We start from the raw sequence: 19,647 nt of genomic DNA, 5'->3' as shown, positions 1-19,647 counted from the left end.
CAAGCAAACACATAAGGAGTAAAGCATGTCATCTTATACCAGCGCACTGTTGCTAATTTCGCTGCCTCTTTTTTGGACCATATTATCTTGGTTCATTAGCCCCAAACGGCATTTTTTTTCAACGTTCAGCATTGAAAAAATCGCTATCTTGGGAAGTGTATTTTTGCTTGTGGTGTCTTTGTTTGCCGGGTTTTCAACGCCTATAAATACCGACGTAGGTGTGATGCTCGTATCCATCTCTCCCATGAAAGCCATGGTTATATTTACCGTGGTTGCCATAGGCACTATTCTTATGCGCTTCTCTCGTAATTACTTAGTTGGAGAGGCTTGTTATCCGCGCTTTCTACGATGGATGCAGCTAACGCTTTCCTCGGTTGTTATCACTATTTTAGCCAACCATTTAGTGATCTTCTGGGCAGGCTGGCTTGCTGTAAGCCTATCACTTCATAATTTATTACTGCTTTACCCAGAACGCTCAAGGGCCATTGTAGCCGCACATAAAAAATTCATGTTAGCACGCTCTTCAGAGTTGCTTATGGCTGCCGCTTTTGTTTTGTTATTTCTCACCTTCGATACACTGTATATCGATGAAATCACTTATCAGCTTAATAACTACACGCTACTCACAAGTAAACAAGCCGACTATATTAACTATGCAGCGTGTCTGATTGCTGGTGCTGCACTTTTAAAATGTGCACAACTTCCTGCCCATGGTTGGCTTATCAACATTGTAGAGGCGCCTACGCCAGTGAGCGCCCTGTTGCATGCAGGCGTAATCAATTTGGGTGGGTATTTATTACTCGCTTTTGCGCCACTTGTAGCAGCAAGCAGTCAGGCTCAATGGTTACTGCTGGTTGTAGCAGGGCTAAGTGTTTTCTTTAGCGCGCTTATTATGACCACACGCGTTACCATCAAGGTGCGTCTAGCATGGTCTACGTCATCGCAAATGAGTCTGATGTTAATCGAGTGCGCTATGGGACTTTACTCTCTGGCCCTCATACACCTTGTTGCCCACTCTTTCTATAAAGCCTACGCATTTTTAAACACCGGCTCGGCCGTATACGAAACCTTAGAACACGATATAAGCGCACACAGAGCGCCATTGTTTGCCGATTGGCTGAATGCGACGTTTATTACTTCGCTCATTATAGCGGTCTGTTATTCCTTGTCAGAATACCAAGGCCCTGCCAGCCCATGGATTCTAATGGCTTTGGCTTTTACAGCGTTTCTAGCCATGCGCACGGCAAATTCAGATCAAACACAAATGTATATGTTAATTGCTATCAGTATTGCGCTAATAAGTGTCTACGGTTTTGTAAAGGGCTTAACGCAGCATTACATAACTAGCGCATACCCGCCGCCAATAGACATGTTTTCTATTATGGATCTCTGGATTTCAGGACTTCTGGTTACCCTCTTCGGTCTTCATGTTGCAATGCAAACATTTGCACAACATCGACTAGTAAAGCGTTTTAAACAATTACTCTTTGCTGGGTTTTATCTAGACGAGTGGTTCACCAAAATCACGCTAAAAATACACCCAATCACTTTACGAAGCACAGAATCGAAGCCTAATCACGTTGCCTCTGTATCTAAAATAGGGAGTAAATAATGACGGTCATATCACTCAACACTACTCGTATTGATGAGAAAAGAATAAAACGCAGTGCTGCACAGGCGTGTGATGGTATTGCGCCCAACTTCCCTTTAGATAAGCTGATTGCGGTAAATCCGTTTTGGAAGTTGATCAGCAACTCACAACAAGACGTGTCTGCGAAGGCACACGCTCTTGCTGGTATCACAGCCGTTATGCCCGCATCGCACTGGCTAGATTTATACAAAGAAGGCGAGATCTCAGATAGCGCAATAGCGCATAGTTTAGTGCAGTATGAAGTTAATCAAGATAGTAAAAGCTTCTTGCCGACCTTAAGCGATTCGAACGTGAAAGTTCAGCTTCCTCTTATTACAGAGCACTTTGACGGTTTTCGCTCTGCCAGCGAGATGACTTGGCGAGAAGAGTGTTTATTTCAAATAAGTCAGTTTTGTGCCGCCTACTTTCAACACGAATCACCTCTTGTTCACATTGAGGGTAATTCGCCTGCCGACACGCTTTATAAAAGCTGGTTGAACGGGCTTAAGCACGATGCTGGTATTAACGTGTTAATGAATACGCGAGGACTTAAGAAGATTTTCGAGACCCTTCCAACCACTGTCGATGCGCTTTTGCTTGAAGCCAGTGAAAGCTTGGAGTTGGATAGCAGCAAAGCACAAGATTATTTTTATGCGCTTTTAATGAGTATTAACGGCTGGTCATCGTTTATTGCTTATCGGATGTGGTTAAAGGATGAGAACGAACTGCAGGGACTTCTTGCTATTCGTTTAGCTTGGGAGCTTATTGTTTATCGCTATTACAATAAACACCACAGTGAGGAGGCAAATCAAGTAAAAACCCGTTGGTCTTACTTGCTAAATCATCTGTCTGCCAAAATAGAACAATTCAAACGCGAAGAGCGCAACCTTTGGGTAATGATGTATGCCTACGAATACGAGCAACAGCAGCGAATGCAAGCTAAGTTGGTAAGCTGCTCGCCCGCGCAACAAATGCAGGCAGACGTGCAAGCGGTTTTCTGTATTGATGTACGTTCAGAGGTTATTCGACGGGTTCTAGAGCTTCAAAGTCCAACCGTGAAAACCATGGGTTTTGCGGGCTTTTTTGGTATGCCTATAGCTTACGCTCCCGCCAATACCGATGCACAACGGCCGCAGTTACCTGGCTTACTTGCCCCGCAACTCTCTGTATCAGAAAAAGGCACAGAGCCCTATCGCGCAGAGTTTATTCAGCAGCGCTCTACATGGCACAAGTGGAGTAAATCTCCACTTGGAAGCTTCTCTATGGTGGAGTCTGCCGGCTGGTGGTATGCCTTCAAGTTACTCAAGAATTCGTGGCTTCCTTCTATGAAAGAAAATCCAGTGAATTCATTAAGTCATGAAGCTGAGTGGGAAATTAGTAATGAGCATGGCCCTATTAGTTTGGATGACAAAGTGGCGTTAGCCGCTGGTGCACTAAAAATGATGGGAATGTCTAAATTCTCACCCACCGTGTTGCTGGTAGGTCATGGCAGCAAATCGAGAAACAACCTACATGCCGCGGGCCTTGATTGCGGCGCATGTGGCGGCCAGTCAGGCGAAGTGAATGTGCGCGTGCTTGCACAGTTACTTAATGACGAAAAAGTGCGCGATGTACTGCAAAGCATGGGGTACAAAATAGCGGGTAATACGCGATTCATTCCTGCGCTTCACAATACCACCACCGACGATGTTGAGTGTTTCGACAACTCGGTGCCAGAGAAAGTGAAAAACTGGTTGTTAAAAGCCAAGCATCAGGCGCAAAAGGAACGAGCTAAACATTACAGTACCAATTTACAGTTTGAATCGGACAAAAAGCGTGATCAGCGTTTTCAGCAGCGTGCTAGCGACTGGTCTCAAGTGCAGCCAGAATGGGGGCTTGCAGGAAACTCATCGTTTATTATTGGCCCGCGCCAACGCACGCGCGGTGTCGACTTGGAAGGCAAAACCTTCCTACACGATTATACTTGGCAAACCGACCTAGACTCATCGGTTTTAGAAACCCTGATGACCGCTCCCATGATTGTCACAAACTGGATTAACGCACAATACAATGCTTCGGTCACCGACAACGAAAAACTGGGTAGTGGAAACAAAGTTCTTCACAACGCGGTAGGAAACAATATTGGTGTTTTTGAGGGTAATTCTGGAGATTTGAGAATAGGCCTCTCAAAACAATCATTACACAACGGCACGCGATGGGTGCATCAACCACAGCGACTGAGTGTCTATATTGTGGCTCCTAATCATAAAATTCTCGAGATAGTAAATAAGCACACCATGTTGCAAGAGCTTATCAATAACGATTGGCTGTATCTGTTTAGCTGGGAAAAAAAGGCGGTTATAGAGCGGCTTTACAAAGGCAAGTGGTACAAGTCTCACGGTCTTTCTATGTGAAAGAAGCATTTGGACAGTCACCTGGAGTAGGTGCTATCCCAAAGCAATAAATTGAATAGTAAACGAGTTTGTGTGTAAGTGTGTTGACAGGGACGTCTTTTTTACGCACTGCTCAATTTTCCCTCGACATAAGGCGCTTATTTCCTTATAGTGCGCGCGCAATGCAAGCTGCCTCGGCGTATTAACACGCTCAGCTTTATCTTCTGATTTACTCCCCTGGATACCTGTTTTGATAACCACCGCAAATATTACTATGCAGTTTGGCTCTAAGCCGCTGTTTGAAAACATTTCTGCCAAATTCGGCAACGGCAACCGTTATGGCCTTATAGGCGCGAACGGCTGCGGCAAATCTACATTTATGAAAATTTTAAGTGGTGAGCTTACACCTACGTCTGGTAACGTTTCTATGGCGCCGGGTACCAAGCTTGGTATTTTAAGTCAGAACCAGTTTGCTTTTGAAGAATTCAGCGTAGTTGATACCGTTATTATGGGCGACCGCGAATTGTGGGAAGTAAAACAAGAGCGCGACGCCATTTACAGTAAACCTGATATGAGTGAAGAAGACGGCATGCGCGTTGCCGATCTCGAAACCCAGTTTGCTGAAATGGACGGATATACTGCCGAAGCTCGCGCTGGCGATATCCTAAGCTCAGCCGGTATAGAAGAAAGCTATCACTTTGGCTTAATGAAAGAAGTTGCACCGGGAAAGAAAGTACGTGTTTTACTCGCACAGGCACTGTTCGCCGAACCAGACATTCTGCTTTTAGATGAGCCAACCAACAACTTGGATATTTACACCATTAGCTGGTTAGCAGAAGAGCTAAATAAGCGTAAATCCACCATGATCATTATTTCCCATGATAGACACTTCTTAAACTCTGTGTGTACTCATATGTCGGATATTGACTACGGTGAACTTCGTACTTATCCGGGTAACTACGACGACTACGTTCAAGCCGCTATGCTAGTGCAAGAGCAGTTGCATAACGAAAATGCGAAAAAATCAGCGGAAATTGAAGAACTTCAAAGCTTTGTGGCACGCTTCTCAGCAAACGCTTCTAAAGCCAAACAGGCCACTTCTCGCGCTCGCCGCTTAGAAAAAATAGAATTGTCAGAAGTTAAAGCGTCTAGTCGCCGCAAACCTTATATTGTTTACAAGCAACATAAAAAACTGCATCGCTTAGCAATAACTCTTGAAGATCTGGGGCACAGTTATCCTGACCTTCCGCTTTTTAGCAATGTTAACTTGCTGCTAGAAGCGGGTCAGCGCCTAGCGATTATCGGTGAAAACGGTGCAGGTAAAACAACGCTACTTAAAACCTTAGTGGATGATTTAGAACCCACCAGCGGCACCATCAAGTGGGCAGAAAACGCAGCTATTGGTTACATTCCACAAGACAACGCCAAATACTTCGCAAAGGATATGACCTTGTTTGACTGGATGAGTCAATGGCGCAGCCCGAAGCACGACGACCTGCACATCAAAGGCATGCTGGGGCGCTTGCTGTTTACCTCTGACGACTTTAATAAGAAAGTGCAGGTGTGTTCAGGTGGTGAGAAAAACCGCCTCTTATTCGGCAAGCTAATGCTTCAAGATATTAATGTACTTGTGCTCGATGAACCTACCAACCACATGGATATGGAGTCTATCGAAGCGCTTAATAACGCCATTTATAAATTTGATGGAACGGTTATCTTTGTTAGCCACGACAGAGAGTTTGTTTCATCGCTAGCCACCCAGGTAATTGAAATTAAAGACCAACAGCTAAACCACTTTGACGGTAACTACGATGAGTTTTTAGCGCACAAAGAAATTGCGTAAGTTTACGTTTTGACATTATTTAAGAAATAAGGTGGTTTAAGCCATCTTATTTCCTTAAGCGTTCTCTATCTTACGACCTACTCTGCGCCACCTTTTATCCCATCGCTCTCGCGACCCACTTTAGAAAAGTAACTTATTGCACCGCGCTGTGCGTTTTTTTTAGGCGAGCATAGTAATCGCTGTATATTTTCAGGCAACAAAGGAATATACGTGTCTGCAAGTCCACCAACCACACATACTGGCATAACTGGTGGGTCTCCAGCTGTTTTATCGTCAGCTTTTTTATAATGAATACGATAATACTCGTTTAGCGTGTTTATGATGGAGTGAATGTAGCGTGCGCCCTCTCGAATAACCCCAGTTGCGGTTTCGCAGCCTGCTGCATAGCATGTACTAACAAGTGGGGCTAGCTGGCCATAGTGACTTGGTTTATAAGAGGAGGTAATAGCAACAATATCACTAGCTTTATGTGCTTGGAGTTGCTCAACCACTCGATTAGCGAGCACACTTTCTTGATGAACGCCATCCATAGTGAGCAAGGTCTTTTTAACTGCCTGCAGACCAAGCCAGGCAGCACTGCCGTTGTCGCCTAAACTAAGTCCATAGCCACCGACATCTTTGAAAGTACCATCGATATGGCAGGTTGCCGCCGAGCCAGTACCGCAAATGATTAGGCCACCGTTGTCGCCTTCAAGGGCACCATAGCACGCTGCGTGAAGGTCGCTCATTATATGGGTTTGTTTGAACGGCAAAGGCAGAGATAGAAAATAATCCTTTGCCTTAGGTATGTTTGCTCCCGCTAGCCCTGCCATTACGACAACATCGGAAAGTGAGACAGACAGATTGGCATCTGCAATAGCTGTTTCTGAAGCACTTATTATAGAGCTAAGCGCTTTATGCGGGTCGCTCATAATATTTGATGCGCCTGAGACTCCTTCCCCAATATATTCTCCATCACTATTTTGTAAAATAGCGCGACAGTGTGAGCCGCCTCCATCAATGCCAATTATATAATTGTGTATCACCCGAATCTCGAAACATTTACTTTATATTTCTTCACTTTATCACAAGGTTCGCCATCAACTAACAGGCTTTTTATTCAAAAAAGAACCTTGCTGCTCTTATCGCTCAAATCTTCATTTGTTTGCGTTTTAACATGGCCGAGAGAAAGTGAGTTGAAATGAAAAAGATTTCGCAATACTTCGTTACACACAAAATATTGGAATTGCTGATCAATTGTCATGATTTAAATGTATCGTAATGCTATGTAAACAAGGAAACCAAAACCATGAAAATACAATCTTGTATCAAAATAGGCCTTACACTAGCAGCGCTTACCGCGTCTATTTCAGCAAGTGCGCAAGCTCCCCAGCAACCTCAAGGTTGGATGTGGGGTTTTGGTGTTAGCGCATCTCAAGATGTTTATGCAGGCTTCGACAATCGTATTGTGCCTATTCCAATTATAGGCTACGCCGGCGAGAAGCTGCGGGTTTATGGGCCCTTCGTTAGTTATCAAATGTTCCAGCGTGAGGGTTTAACAATAGATGCTCAATTAGTTCCTATCTTTGCAGGTTATGAAGAATCTGACAGTTTCATTTTTGAAGGAATGGAAGACAGAGACTTCAGCTTTGCCGCTGGAATAAGTGCAACTTACAACACCCAAAGCTGGACATATTCCCTATCAACAAACGCCGATATGCTAGGAAAGTACGACGGCTTTCAAGCAACTGCAAGAATAGGCAAACAGTTCAGAGTAAATGGCTTTTTGATTGAACCCTCAGTTGGCCTTAGTTTTCAAGACAGTAACTATGTAGATTATTACTACGGCGTGCGTCCTGAAGAAGTCACTGCATTTAGAGGTTTGTATGAAGGCAGCAGCGCAACTAACACAGAGCTAAGAGTAGCGGTATCGACCGGTAAGTTTTTAGGCGGCATGACGCGAGTTGACGTAGGTGCTACATTTTTCGATAGCAGTATAAGTGACAGCCCGCTCACCGATGACGATACCGCACTAAGCGCTACATTGGTCTACTCGCGTATGTTTTAAATAGCCATTTAAAACCAAACTCGACTTTAATTACATTGGTTATGATAACGCACGACAAAAAATCGTTTTTATCGTGCGCTTTTAAAAGTGAGCTTTCACCACACGCTTTTTCGCAGCACTCGCTTAATTATTAAAAGCCGCTGTTTCCCATAGTGGTACTGTGGATAAACTATGCTTGTAACTACCTGATGTTTCTTTTGTGCTATAAGACAGGTACATGAGTGTTTTAGACCCTTCGTCATAAATTCTACGAAGTTTCATATTTTTAAAAAATATACTCTTAGATTTTCTAAAAATAACGTCACCAGAGGGTGATTTATCAATATTCTCTAGCATTTCTGCTGTTATAGGCCCAGTTTGTCTGCACGCTATTGCACTATCTGATGGATCGGAAAAGTCTAAATCGGCTTCAATACTCGATATGTGACATGTCACGCCTGTAACAATGGGGTCAACCAACGCATCAATTTTAATGTCTTTGGTTGTGAAAACGCCAAGAGAAACATCGCCTACTTCACTATCACTGCACCCTGCTGTGCCCACAATAGCTAAGAAAATTGCTCCACGCAAAACCATGCTAAATCTAGTTTGAGCACTCCCCTGTAACTGTAACATCAATCTTTTCATTTCCATCCTCATTTGCATTCCACTTTGGTTCGATTGCGTTCTTCTATTTCGCTGATCTCTACCGCTACTTTTAAACCAAAAACTCCCGTAAGCGCATGAAAAGCGATACACAATTGTTCAGCCTAACTGTGTTTGGTTTCTACCATTGTTTTTTGCTTTATATAACGCGTTATCTGCTTTATTAATCTTCTTTGCAATAACGTCTTCATCTCTTAGGTCTTGAGGCTCTAGTGCGGCTAAACCAATACTCACTGTTAGTTTTTTGCTGTTTGGTAGGGTAATTTTTTGAACAGCTTCGTGGATGCGATTACAGTAATATTGAGCATCTTGAATGTCCGTGTTGTAAAGCGCAACGAGAAATTCCTCGCCTCCCCAACGGGAAACAAGGTCACTTTCCCTGACAACATTAGTTAACGTAGACGCTAGTTTTGACAGCACTTCATCGCCGTATTCATGACCAAAATTATCATTAATAGTTTTAAAGTAATCGATGTCGATGAGTACTAAGCACACAGGCACGTATTTACGCCTTATGAATGTGATTATTTTGGTGAGATCAGTAGTTAATGCTCTGCGATTAAGCAAAGAAGTAAGTGGATCTAAACGCGTTAAGCGAGTGAGCTCTTCGGTTTTTTGTTCTAAGTTTTCTCGAGCCGAGACCAGTTCCTGATAAAGCTTATCGCGCTCTTCGGCGGGGTAAACTGCCCAAAATAGTTTTTCATCAACCAGGCATATATTCGCTACTGCCGGAATTCTTGAGCCTCCATTTGCAATAACAGTTAGTTGCACCTCTTTACAACTACCATTACTAATAAGAATAGGTTTTAAATAGCTTTCATAAAAAATGAGTGAGGCTTTCGATAGAATGTCGGTGAGCGTTAACGAGCTCTCCTCAAAGCAAACATTTAAAAATTGTTTTGCGAAACTATTACCAGATAATACCTGTGTGTTATCAATATGAGTAACTAGCAGCAAGCAGGGAAAATTATCAATATCGACTTTGCTCAATCGAGAAACTCCTCGATAGCATGTGCCACTTGTTCTGGTGTTGTCATGTGTAAGCAGTGCCCTTTCGCCTCCACAACATGTAGCACAGAATGCTTAATTGCTTTATGCATATACCTGCCAACCTCAATAGATGCGAGGCTATCGTCTTGGCTTTGAAGTATAAGGGTGGGTACGGTTAACTTTGGTAATAAATGCCTATCGTCAGCAAAGAACGTGGCTTTTGCAAAAGGCTTGGCGTAACTGGGGTCTGTTGAGCAAAAACTATCTTCCAGTTCCTGTTTAACCGACTCATCATGCCCTTCCCCAACAACCAAGGGAGCAAAGTAGCTAGCCCACCCAAGATAATTTTTGTCCATTAAGTTGATGAGCTCTTCTAAGTCTTCTTTCTCAAACCCTCCCATGTACTCGGGCGGCAAGTTTAAAAAGCATGGTGAAGGACAAACCATAATCAGATTACTAATTAAGTCTGGACGTTCGATGGCTACGTGCATGCCAATGGTACTGCTCACAGAGTGCCCAATAAAAATTGCGTTACTTAGCTCAAGCGCATCAAAGATTTCTTCAACGTCTTTCGCATAACCACCAAGCTTCGAATATCTCTCTTTATCGAATGCACTAAGGTCAGACTGACCACACCCAACATAATCAAATAAAACGATTTTGTAGTCTTTTTCAAAATAAGGAACAAGATAGTTCCACATGCGCTGGTCGCAGCCAAAACCATGCCCTAAAACCAGTGTATTCTCACCGTCGCCAACCACACGCACATTGTTTCGCTTCTTAATGTCTGTTTCCAAGTACATATCTGTTCTGCCGATATTTTTTGACCATACATGGTTTACTTATCTAGCCGCCATTTTCTTTACAAAGAGCTCTTATCTCAAAACAATCTTCGACTTGCTTCTTTAGGAACAAGTGTAGCGCAAAATTACTCTCACTATTCGTTCTAACAGCTTTTTAGGCTAGAAAAACGGCGGAATATTCTAAAAACTATACTAAAGAAGAAGCTTTCGAGTACTGTTTTTCCAATGCACTTAACCCTACGCCGTTTCGCTTGATAACTTTCAACTGAGTAGGAATGCGCTCTTTCATAGCTTCTATATGGCTAATAACACCTATCATCTTTCCGCTAGCATTTAGGTTATCCAGAGCATCTAAGGCGACGTCGAGGGTTTCAGCATCTAAGGTGCCAAAGCCCTCGTCTAAAAACAAGGAGTCGATGCTGGTTTTATAACTCACTAAATCAGATAGAGACAGCGCCAACGCTAAACTCACCAAAAAGCTCTCTCCCCCAGATAGGGTTTTAGTATCTCTTAATACATCACCTTGCCAAGTATCAACTACGCTAAGCCCTAGACCTTCATTTTCTTTGCGAATTAACTGATAGCGACCGTGTAATTTATCAAGCTGCTGATTGGCCAGCACAACCAAATTATCTAAAGTAAGGCCTTGAGCAAAGCGCCTAAACTTATCGCCACTAGCAGAGCCAATTAATGAATGTAAGTAAGTTACATCATCGTAATAGGTATCAAACGTCGACATTTCATCGAGCAGCTGTCGCTGCTTACTATGCGCCTGCTCATTGGCATTCAGTTGCTGTGCTATCTGCCCTTGCGCAGATAACAGAGTATCTTTGCGCTCTGTTTTATCTGCAATATCGTTTTCTACTTGCTGCGCGCCGAACTGCTCTAGGTAATGTTGCCACTGCTCGGCATTGTCGTTTGCGTTGAGTTTTTCGGCTTGTGCCTGAGCATTTGATAACAGCAAATCAGCATGCTGCTGTTGATGAGATATTGTTTGTTTAAGCGCCACCAATTGTTCTCGCTCATTTTCATCAAGTAGAGCACGGGTAAATGCTGCCTCGTTTTCAAAAGGGCTTTTGGCTAATAAAGACCTAAAATCGCTATCAGCCTCTTGGTATTGCTGCTGCTTTTTATCTAGCTGCTCACTGAGCTGTTCCATTGCCGCCTCTAATCGGGACAACGCACTATTAGCACTCTCTTGCTTGAGCCTTAATGCTTCAAGCTGTTGTTCTCGTTGAGCTATTTGTTCGGCAACGGCTGAGCGTACTGTGTCAATATCTTGCTCTGGGAACACTTCTTGTCTTTTTGCCCTAAGTAAAGCCAGTGCGTCTTCGTGTTGTTTTGCGCTTTCTTTTGCTTCATTCAGCCGCTCTTGAAAACTTTCAATGGCGCGCGCGATGGTGGCAACGTCATCTTTAAACACATCAACACTTGGCGTTAACCGCTCTAACTCTTGCTGCTTTTCTTTAAATATTTTTAGTGCGTTTGCTTGCTCAGATAGCCAGGTAGAGAGGCTAGTTTGCTCTGGAATTGCATGTCCAAGCTCAGTAATTGCGGCAGCTAGCTTTTGCTCTTTTTTCACTAACGCAGATTGCTTATGTTTTATTTCTTCGCCAAGCTCATTCGCTGTTGTAGCAAAAGTATTCTGCTGCTGATTTAAGAGCTCGTACTCATTTTTCGCTTGCGACACCGTCGCCATTGCTTGGTTATAGAGATGCTGCGCGTCAGCAAAATTTTTCTCTGCGTGCTCTATGGCTTTTATCTGACGCTGTAACCATTCAATACGCTTTTTATAGGTTGAATCAAAAGCCGAAAAAGCGCCTTTGTCTTCTATTGCTATTGCGCTAAAACCAGCATCTACTGCAGAACTCACTACGCCCTGCTGCTTTTGCCACTCTTGCTTTGCGTTTTCTAACTCCTCAGAGGTAGTTTCTTTTAGTTTTGTGGTTTGCACTAAAGCAAGCTCAGTATTAGCTAATGCATCTCTCGCCTTGGCTCCGTCGAGCTCAATACTGTCCAACTGCCGCTGAAGTGCATCACGCTTTTGTACGGTTTCGGGCACGTCAATAATTACTGAGTCTTCGTTGTGCTCCCTTGCCCCGCAGACAGGACAAGGCTCGCCTTTTTTAAGTTGGGCGCGCAAGTGGGCTACTTCGTTATTCAGCGATATTAACTGCTCTGCATCTTTTAGGCGGGCCTTAGTATCTTGATACTGCGCCACTAAAGCTTTGCGTGCGGCCTGCTGCGCTTCTTTGGTGCTGTTAAGCTCTGCTTCTTGAGCAACGAGTTTATTATAGTTTTGTGAGAGTTCATCATGTTGCTTTTGCAAATGCTGACACTGAACCATACTGTCCCAGTACTTAAGCTTTACCGATACTTCATCGTTTAACTGCGCTTTACTGCCCTTTTCCGAGAGTGCATTTAAGGCTTGCTGGCATTGTTCGACGTTTTCCTTCAGCACATAATTTTCTTTATTCAGCACTTCAATTTTATCAGCCTGTTTGTTGGCCTGCACTGAAAGCTCATCGTATTGGCGTGCATTGCTTTCTTGTTTAGCTACTAACTGGCCAAGCAGCTTCTTTTCTGAAGCAATAGTTTGCGCTGACTCACTCCAACCACTAATGTGCTCGGCCATATCCCCTATTGATTTATTTTCTATAAGATAGCTGCTCAACACATTTTGCAGATTTTTCTTCTCTGCAAACTCTTCTTCTAAAGACGCTTTTCTCTGCTGATGCTCGTTAATAGATGCCGTTAACGCAGCAATACTGTTGTTTGACACAGCTAGCAACTCTGAAACCTGCGCTATTTTTGCGTCGATGGGCAATACATCGTTGCTGATCCGGTGTTCTAACTGTGCGCTTTTATCTTTTAGCTCTTTGAGCGCTTGCTCTTCGCTAGCAAGGGCTTTTTGCGCTTCTTGTTTATTGGATTGCGTTAGAGGAAGCTGTTGTTTCTTCTCGTCTAATTGGGTTTGATAAGAAGCAATATCCTGTTGAAACGATACACACCGAAGATGTGGCGTACGCAATGTTTCGGCAGGTTCACTGCGCGTAAGCTTATCAAGCTTGTCTTTTGCCTCTTCATGCGCTTTTTGAGCTGCTGTTTTTAAATGCTGAGCTTCTTTTAACGCATTCCCATTTTCTTCAAGTGCCTCTTGCCACTGCTTTTGCTGGTGTAGCGCAGTTAATTCCTCGGTTAAAGCGACCACCTGCTTTTTGGTGTGCTCAAGTTCATCGGTTAACCCTTTGTGCTCAGACTCATTGAGTAACGTTACACCTTCTAGCCGCAGTGCATACTCTTTCTTTTTTTGCTTAGCTTCAGAAAACTGTGCGTGAACCTCTTGAGAAATACGGCCATATATTTCCGTTCCCGTAAGCTCTTCTAATAACTCAGCTCGGTCGTTTTCATTGGCATTTAAAAACGCCGCAAAGTCGCCCTGAGATAACATCATAGACTTTGTGAAACGAGCAAAATTAAGCCCGGTGAGTCGTTCTATTTCGTCGCTTTTAGGGCGAACCTGAGTGGCTAATACTTTGCCAGTGTCTGCCTCGGCCAATTCAACATCGGCGCTTTGTAAATTACCGTCAGGCTTTCCACGCGCACGTCGCATGCTCCAAAATGCACGGTAGGCTTTACCTTTAATATCAAACTCTACCTCTGCTAGGCACTCTGCAGTACCGCGAGTCATAATGTCGTTAGAGGTAGAAGATATAGTGCCCAAGCGCGGGGTTTGGTGGTAAAGCGCTAAACAAATGGCATCGAGCAACGTGGTTTTACCGGCTCCCGTTGGCCCAGTAATGGCAAATAATCCATTATCAACAAAGGGCGACTGAGTGAAATCTATCTTCCACTCGCCTTTTAATGCATTTAGGTTTTTAAGTCGCAGCGTGAGTATTTTCACTTTGCTTGCTCCTTATTCGCGCCACTATTATCAGCACGATCATCAACACTAGTCTCAGCAGAGGTATCCATATTATCCTCATCGTTGCCATGCACTCGCTCTAACGCCCCAGAAAATAGTTGCTTCATTCGGCTTTTTCGAGAGGTGCCTGCAGATTCATCTCCCTCACCCTCGTTATTCTCATCGCACTCGTCGATATTTTCTAAAGCCAATCTTGCTTCAAAAACCTCTTCAACAGACAGCTCACTTAATTGCCTATTTTCACCCTCAGCTAAACTTTTAAACCGGCTCTTTTTCACCCGCTTCAGCTGCAGAATTTCAGCATTTTTTCCTTCAAGTAAGCTCTGAATACGCTGCTGTAAATCAGTTAAATAGTCTTGAGTTTCTACCTCAATGCACAACCAGACGGGTGAGAGTTCGGTGGCATCAGCAATAACACTGCTGCTGTTAATTTCAGCTTCTATGTGTTGTAAATCACCCTTGATGACTTCCATGGCTTGAAAGCGCGGTACGGGTATAGGTGTGATAGCGGTTTGACATGCAGCAAACTCAACCATAACAACCTGCTTTTGGGTATTTAGTTCGTCGAAGCTAAGGGGAATTGGCGAGCCGCAATAACGTATATGCTCGGTTTTAGCCACTTTTTGTGGCCTATGGATATGCCCAAGGGCAATGTAATCAGCCGGTGGAAAACCACCCGCATCAAACCCTTCTAACGTGCCAATATAAATATCGCGTACGCTTTCCGATTGACTCACGCCAAGTGCGGTTAAATGCCCCGTGGCAACAATAGGAATAGTCTCGGCCAGCTGCTGCGTTTCTGCGACAATTGAATTTCGAAGTTCGATGGCTTGCTGATAGAGCATTGCGTAGTGCTGTTTTATTGCCTCACCCAATGCATGGCGTTTATCTACCGCACTTTGTCCTGCCGCACTTGTTACTACATCTTTAGGGCGAATGAACGGAACGGCACACAGTATTGCACCTACATTGCCCGCTCTATCATTCAAAGCTATAACCTGCTCGCTGCTGTTACCAAATGTGCTAGCAATAACGTGGCTATTGAGGTACTTAAGCAGTGATTTACTCTCGTTAAGTACTGAAACCGAGTCATGATTTCCGCCAAGCACTATCAAGGTACATTGTGTGCCCTGCAATGCACCGATAAACCCATGATAAAGTTCTCTGGCATAGCTAGGAGGTGTGCCGGTATCAAACACATCGCCCGCCACAATAACTGCGTCTATTGCATGTTTTTCAACTTCGTTGAGCAGCCATTTGAGAAATGCGTCATGTTCATTTTTTCGGCTTTTTGTAAAAAAGCTTTGCCCTAAATGCCAGTCGGACGTATGCAATATTTTCATATAATTGAGGAACCAGAATGCGTTTGGAATGAATAAAGTGGCGTATATTGAACTCGCAAAGTACTTATAAACAGACTAACCAAAAACTCATAAACCCAATTGCCAAGCTATTAAATACAAGCACTTATTTACAGAAACAAAAATTTCTTCGAACTATAGAGATATTCTACTTTTATAACAATGGTACATATGAATTTGCAAGGCAATGGAGCCCTATGACCAACTGTGCATTTTTTCGCTTTCTGCTGGCAAGATGAATACTGACGAGAGATATTAGTGGGGTGTGCAAATAAAAAAGGCCGGCGTATTTGGCGCCAGCCTCTTCAATTTTATTGTGTTACTTATGATTCACGTTTCTTTTTATCTACTATCCTTCTTTCTACAAACATTTAGAAAAAGAGGTAAGAAACACTAAATCGTACGCTGCGCGGCATAATAAAACGGCCATTTGGCGCATCAGGATTACGCGGGTCGCCTTCGGTAATGCCCTGCTCATCGGTCAAGTTATCAACCGATAGCTGAAGGCGAAGTGATTCTGTTGGGTCTAATGTCATACCCACATCAATTTTTTCGTATCCTTCTAGCACAACCGTATTTTCGTTATTGCCAAAGCGGTCGTCTACTGCTGACAGGGTTCCATAAACTGTTGCGTACATGTCACCAATGTCAAAATCGTAGCTTGGCGTTACTCGCACTTGCCAACCCGGCTGACGCTGGGCCTCATTACCTTCATTAGTCGCGCTTGCTGTAATTTCAGTTTCTTGCAAGGTGGCATTTACACTTAGTGAGAAACCAGAATCATGGCTATATCTACCATCTAGCTCAACACCATAAGCTTCATTAGTAAGAATTTCGGCTGGTGCGCCAGGTCTGCGTACAAAAGTATCACCTTCAACTTCGTTAGCAAAAGCAGTAGCAAAAAACTGGACGCTATCATTCATGAACTTATAACCCAATTCTGCTTGCGTAATTTCTTGGATAAGATCATTTCCGCCAGTGTATGCACCCCAGTTGTCACGGAAGTCATCAAAGTAAGGCATTTTGTACCCACGGTTAGTGCGAATAAAAACACCACTATTGTCATTTAAAGCGTAGCTCGCACCAAGTGTCCAAGACGTTTTCGTCTCATCGTACTCAAGGGCTTTGGTAATAGTGCCGTCGAGGCCTTCGTCTACTGAATAATTGACTTCGTGATTTTCACGGCGCAAGCCTAAATCGATGCTTAGGTCTGTGGTAGCGTACCATTTACCCGTTGCATAAAACGCCATAGTGCTTGCGTCGCCTACAGAATTTATGTCGTAGTTAAATCCGCAGCCTTCAGCGTCACTATTACACTCAATACCGTCTAACAATTCGCCACCTGGTACTAATACGTGATAAGCCGTGTTACCTATGCTCCACCAGTCTTCAGATTTAGTTGAAGCACTGTAAATACCAAATGATGCATCGAAATCATCCCAGCTTTTCGACACAGCCAAGTCGTTAGTAAAGGCTTCAATGTCTTTAAGCACAACCCAGCGACCTATTTGCTGAATGGGTGTATCTCCAGCATAGGTAGTGCCGGTCACAGCTCCTATGGCCGACTCTCCATTATCTGCTACATCGGCGACAGTTACCGCAGCGCCATTAGGTACAAGACCAAACGTGTTCGCTTTACCTTTGGTTAGGTTAAAGCGGTCGATAAGAAACCAGTCATTACCTAGGTCTAATTTTAGGCTACCTCCACTTACGTGACCGTCCCAGCCTCGCCCATCACCAAAATCAAACGCTTCGGTAGTATCGTCTGGCCCATAGGTAATGGTGGCTTGTCTGTTAAGTGGGCCTATCTGGGTATAATTTGCATCAATACCATCTACATTAAGCGGCGTAGGTAAGTACCAAGTACCACGGTCGTCAGTTTGACGGGTATATAGATTAAGCTCACCTTTATCGAACACTTTCGTAATGTTTACAGTAAACTGATTGCCTTGCTCTGAGTTAAAGCCAGCGTCTCTGATCCCTTCAGAACTTTTGATATAACCACCTACCATATAGTAGAGGTCATCAGCAAGTGCACCACTTGCAACTACGTCAACACGATTTAACCCGTAGTCTGAAACCGTATATTTAGCCATTGCCTCACTAGACTCGCCGCCGCGCTTCATTCTGAAGTTAGTTGTTAAACCAGGTTGGCCGTTACTCACAACAGGGTTAGGACCACCGCGCAAACCTTCTACCATTTCGATGGTTTCATCGATACGGAAAAGCTGAGAGTTCTCTAAAAATGAAAGGGTTGGCGCTGGATAAATAGGCGACCCGTCAAGGGCAATAGTAAGGAACGGAGCATCGCCACCACCTGGAAAACCACGCACAAAAACATTGGCTCCAGACTCACCGCCAGAACTTTCAACCCAAACACCAGGAATGGCCTTAAACAAATCAGCGGTAGACTTAGGCGCTAATTTTTCTATATCGCTCGCGTCGATATTTGTAACGGCAAAGCTCGCGTCTATTTTTCTTATTCCAGCACCGCCCGGCGTACCACTTACTACAATCACTTCAGCGTTTTCTTTTGCGAGTTCTTTAGTAGTTTGCTCTGATTCTTGTTGTGCGATAGCAGGTTGTGCCAGCGCCACTGCAACTGCGCTGGCTAGCGAAGCTTTTGTAAACAACGTTTTCATGGTGTGTGCTCCCGAAAATGTTATATTGCGTTGTTAACTGAATGCGGGTAACACGTTTCAAAATTGTTACCTGCATCACGAATTGATAACAAAATAGATCTGTTTGCAAACGATTGCAAGAATAAAATGCAATCGTTTGCAATTTTTTAATAATCAAATCTCACTTTGATTTTCTTCGGCGTATTAGTGCGCTATATTGTGTTTAGCATGACGCAACACGCGTTACCGTTTGGCTATCAAACTGTTTTATTGATAGAAAACATGCAAAATGCATTGCAAACTAAAAACCCAACAACAGAGAATCGTTACATTGACAGCTGAAACAAAACTAACGCTTGCTAGACTTGCCGAATTAGCTGGGGTTTCTACCTCTACTGCCTCAAGAGCACTCAAAGATAACCCGCTTATTAGAAAAGAAACTCGTGAAAGGATACAGGCATTAGCAATCGAGCATAATTTCAGTATCAATGCGGCAGCTAGCCGACTTCGCACTCAAAAAACCCATGTTATTGCTGTCATACTTAACTTAATCGATAACACTGAACAAAGTACAACCGATCCGTTTCTTCTCAAGTTAGTGGGCGAATTGAACCAAGCACTTAACGCTAAAGGGTATGAGTTACTTCTTTCTAACTCATTTATGGCCTCCGATGATTGGGCAAATTACTTCATTCGTAGCCAGAGAGCAGATGGCATTTTGGTTATCGGACAGGGAAAAACAACCGAAAAGATCGACCTTGCAGCCAAAAGCGGTATACCCATTGTTGTGTGGGGAGATACAAAAACTAAGGCGAGCTATCCAATAGTTGGTGGTAACAATTTTTTAGGCGGCTATGAGGCAACCAAATACTTGCTAGAACAGGGAGCAGAACAAATTTTGTTTCTCGGTGACTCAGAGCACGCTGAAATGCGAGAGAGGTTAAGGGGGTATCAAAAGGCTCACGCTGAGTTCAATATTGAACCAGGCGTATCTCATGTGGGCGCTATTGATATTACATCAAAAACCGCCTATCAGTATATGAACCAGCGTATAAAAGCTAACGGGCTAGACTTCGACGGTATTGTTTGCGTAAGTGACATGGTAGCGCTTGGCGCAATAAAAGCCTTGAAAGAGCGCTATGTTGGTATTCCTAGTGACGTAGGAATTGTCGGATATGATGACATACCACTCGCCGAACTTATCCACCCTTCCCTAACAACAATAAGACAGAACACGCAGCAAGCGGCCGAACTCATGGTTGATCAATTATTATGTCAATTTGAGGGAAAGCCCGTAAATAACCAAGTTGTGGAAACATCTCTCATTGTAAGGCGCTCAACTAAATAAAAGCCGGCGCACGTAAATAGAGGCTATAGCGGCAAGAGGCATCCTAAGTCTGCTTGTCTACT

The 19,647-nt window shown here is 43.7% G+C and carries 12 protein-coding genes; 5 read left to right on the top strand and 7 right to left on the bottom strand.

The window, feature by feature from the left end; translation table 11 throughout:
* The first annotated feature begins 25 nt into the window (after window positions 1-25).
* The 3 genes from CW735_RS04195 (at window position 26) to CW735_RS04185 (ending at window position 5,845) form a co-directional block, all read left to right on the top strand.
* The gene (locus CW735_RS04195; protein WP_100971047.1) at window positions 26-1,612 is read left to right on the top strand and encodes an NADH-quinone oxidoreductase subunit L; all 1,587 of its coding nucleotides are present in this window, start codon (window positions 26-28) and stop codon (window positions 1,610-1,612) included.
* Window positions 1,612-4,023 (top strand): YbcC family protein, encoded by a 2,412-nt coding sequence (locus tag CW735_RS04190; RefSeq protein ID WP_100971045.1) that lies wholly within the window; start codon window positions 1,612-1,614, stop codon window positions 4,021-4,023. Before CW735_RS04195 ends, CW735_RS04190 begins: the two co-directional genes overlap by 1 nt.
* A gap of 229 nt (window positions 4,024-4,252) precedes the next feature.
* Entirely contained in the window at window positions 4,253-5,845 is a 1,593-nt protein-coding gene (locus CW735_RS04185; protein WP_100971043.1) for an ABC-F family ATPase, read from the top strand.
* Window positions 5,846-5,922: 77 nt separating this feature from the next.
* On the opposite strand, the gene CW735_RS04180 is transcribed toward CW735_RS04185, so the two are convergent.
* Window positions 5,923-6,870, bottom strand: a complete 948-nt coding sequence (locus CW735_RS04180) for a BadF/BadG/BcrA/BcrD ATPase family protein (protein ID WP_157812643.1) — start codon at window positions 6,868-6,870, stop codon at window positions 5,923-5,925.
* 263 nt (window positions 6,871-7,133) lie between these two features.
* On the opposite strand from CW735_RS04180, the gene CW735_RS04175 reads away from it, so the two are divergent.
* The gene (locus tag CW735_RS04175) at window positions 7,134-7,892 is read left to right on the top strand and encodes a MipA/OmpV family protein (RefSeq protein ID WP_100971040.1); all 759 of its coding nucleotides are present in this window, start codon (window positions 7,134-7,136) and stop codon (window positions 7,890-7,892) included.
* Window positions 7,893-8,015: 123 nt separating this feature from the next.
* Here the strand turns inward: CW735_RS04175 and CW735_RS04170 are convergent, their stop codons facing one another.
* From CW735_RS04170 to CW735_RS04145, 6 genes are all read right to left on the bottom strand, one after another.
* The gene (locus CW735_RS04170; protein ID WP_232368415.1) at window positions 8,016-8,468 is read right to left on the bottom strand and encodes a CreA family protein; all 453 of its coding nucleotides are present in this window, start codon (window positions 8,466-8,468) and stop codon (window positions 8,016-8,018) included.
* Between the two features lie 168 nt (window positions 8,469-8,636).
* Window positions 8,637-9,527 (bottom strand): GGDEF domain-containing protein, encoded by an 891-nt coding sequence (locus CW735_RS04165; RefSeq protein WP_157812642.1) that lies wholly within the window; start codon window positions 9,525-9,527, stop codon window positions 8,637-8,639.
* Window positions 9,524-10,330, bottom strand: coding sequence for an alpha/beta fold hydrolase (locus CW735_RS04160; RefSeq protein ID WP_100971034.1), 807 nt, complete (start codon window positions 10,328-10,330; stop codon window positions 9,524-9,526). The genes CW735_RS04165 and CW735_RS04160 overlap by 4 nt, the downstream gene beginning before the upstream one ends.
* Before the next feature lie 187 nt (window positions 10,331-10,517).
* A complete protein-coding gene (locus CW735_RS04155) occupies window positions 10,518-14,234 on the bottom strand; it encodes an AAA family ATPase (RefSeq protein ID WP_100971032.1) in 3,717 nt (1,238 codons plus the stop codon).
* Entirely contained in the window at window positions 14,231-15,598 is a 1,368-nt protein-coding gene (gene sbcD, locus CW735_RS04150; protein WP_100971030.1) for an exonuclease subunit SbcD, read from the bottom strand. The genes CW735_RS04155 and sbcD overlap by 4 nt, the downstream gene beginning before the upstream one ends.
* A 389-nt stretch (window positions 15,599-15,987) precedes the next feature.
* Window positions 15,988-18,258, bottom strand: a complete 2,271-nt coding sequence (locus CW735_RS04145; protein WP_100971028.1) for a TonB-dependent receptor — start codon at window positions 18,256-18,258, stop codon at window positions 15,988-15,990.
* A gap of 301 nt (window positions 18,259-18,559) precedes the next feature.
* Between CW735_RS04145 and CW735_RS04140 the strand changes: the two genes are divergently transcribed.
* Window positions 18,560-19,585: a LacI family DNA-binding transcriptional regulator gene (locus CW735_RS04140; protein ID WP_083595351.1), complete on the top strand. Its 1,026-nt coding sequence runs from the start codon at window positions 18,560-18,562 to the stop codon at window positions 19,583-19,585.
* Window positions 19,586-19,647 lie beyond the last annotated feature (62 nt).

The sequence above is a fragment of the Alteromonas sp. MB-3u-76 genome, assembly GCF_002831605.1.
GTDB classification, from domain to species: domain Bacteria; phylum Pseudomonadota; class Gammaproteobacteria; order Enterobacterales; family Alteromonadaceae; genus Alteromonas; species Alteromonas hispanica.
The sequence above is the reverse complement of the archived record's forward strand: the minus strand, read 5'-3'. Positions and strand labels throughout refer to the sequence as shown.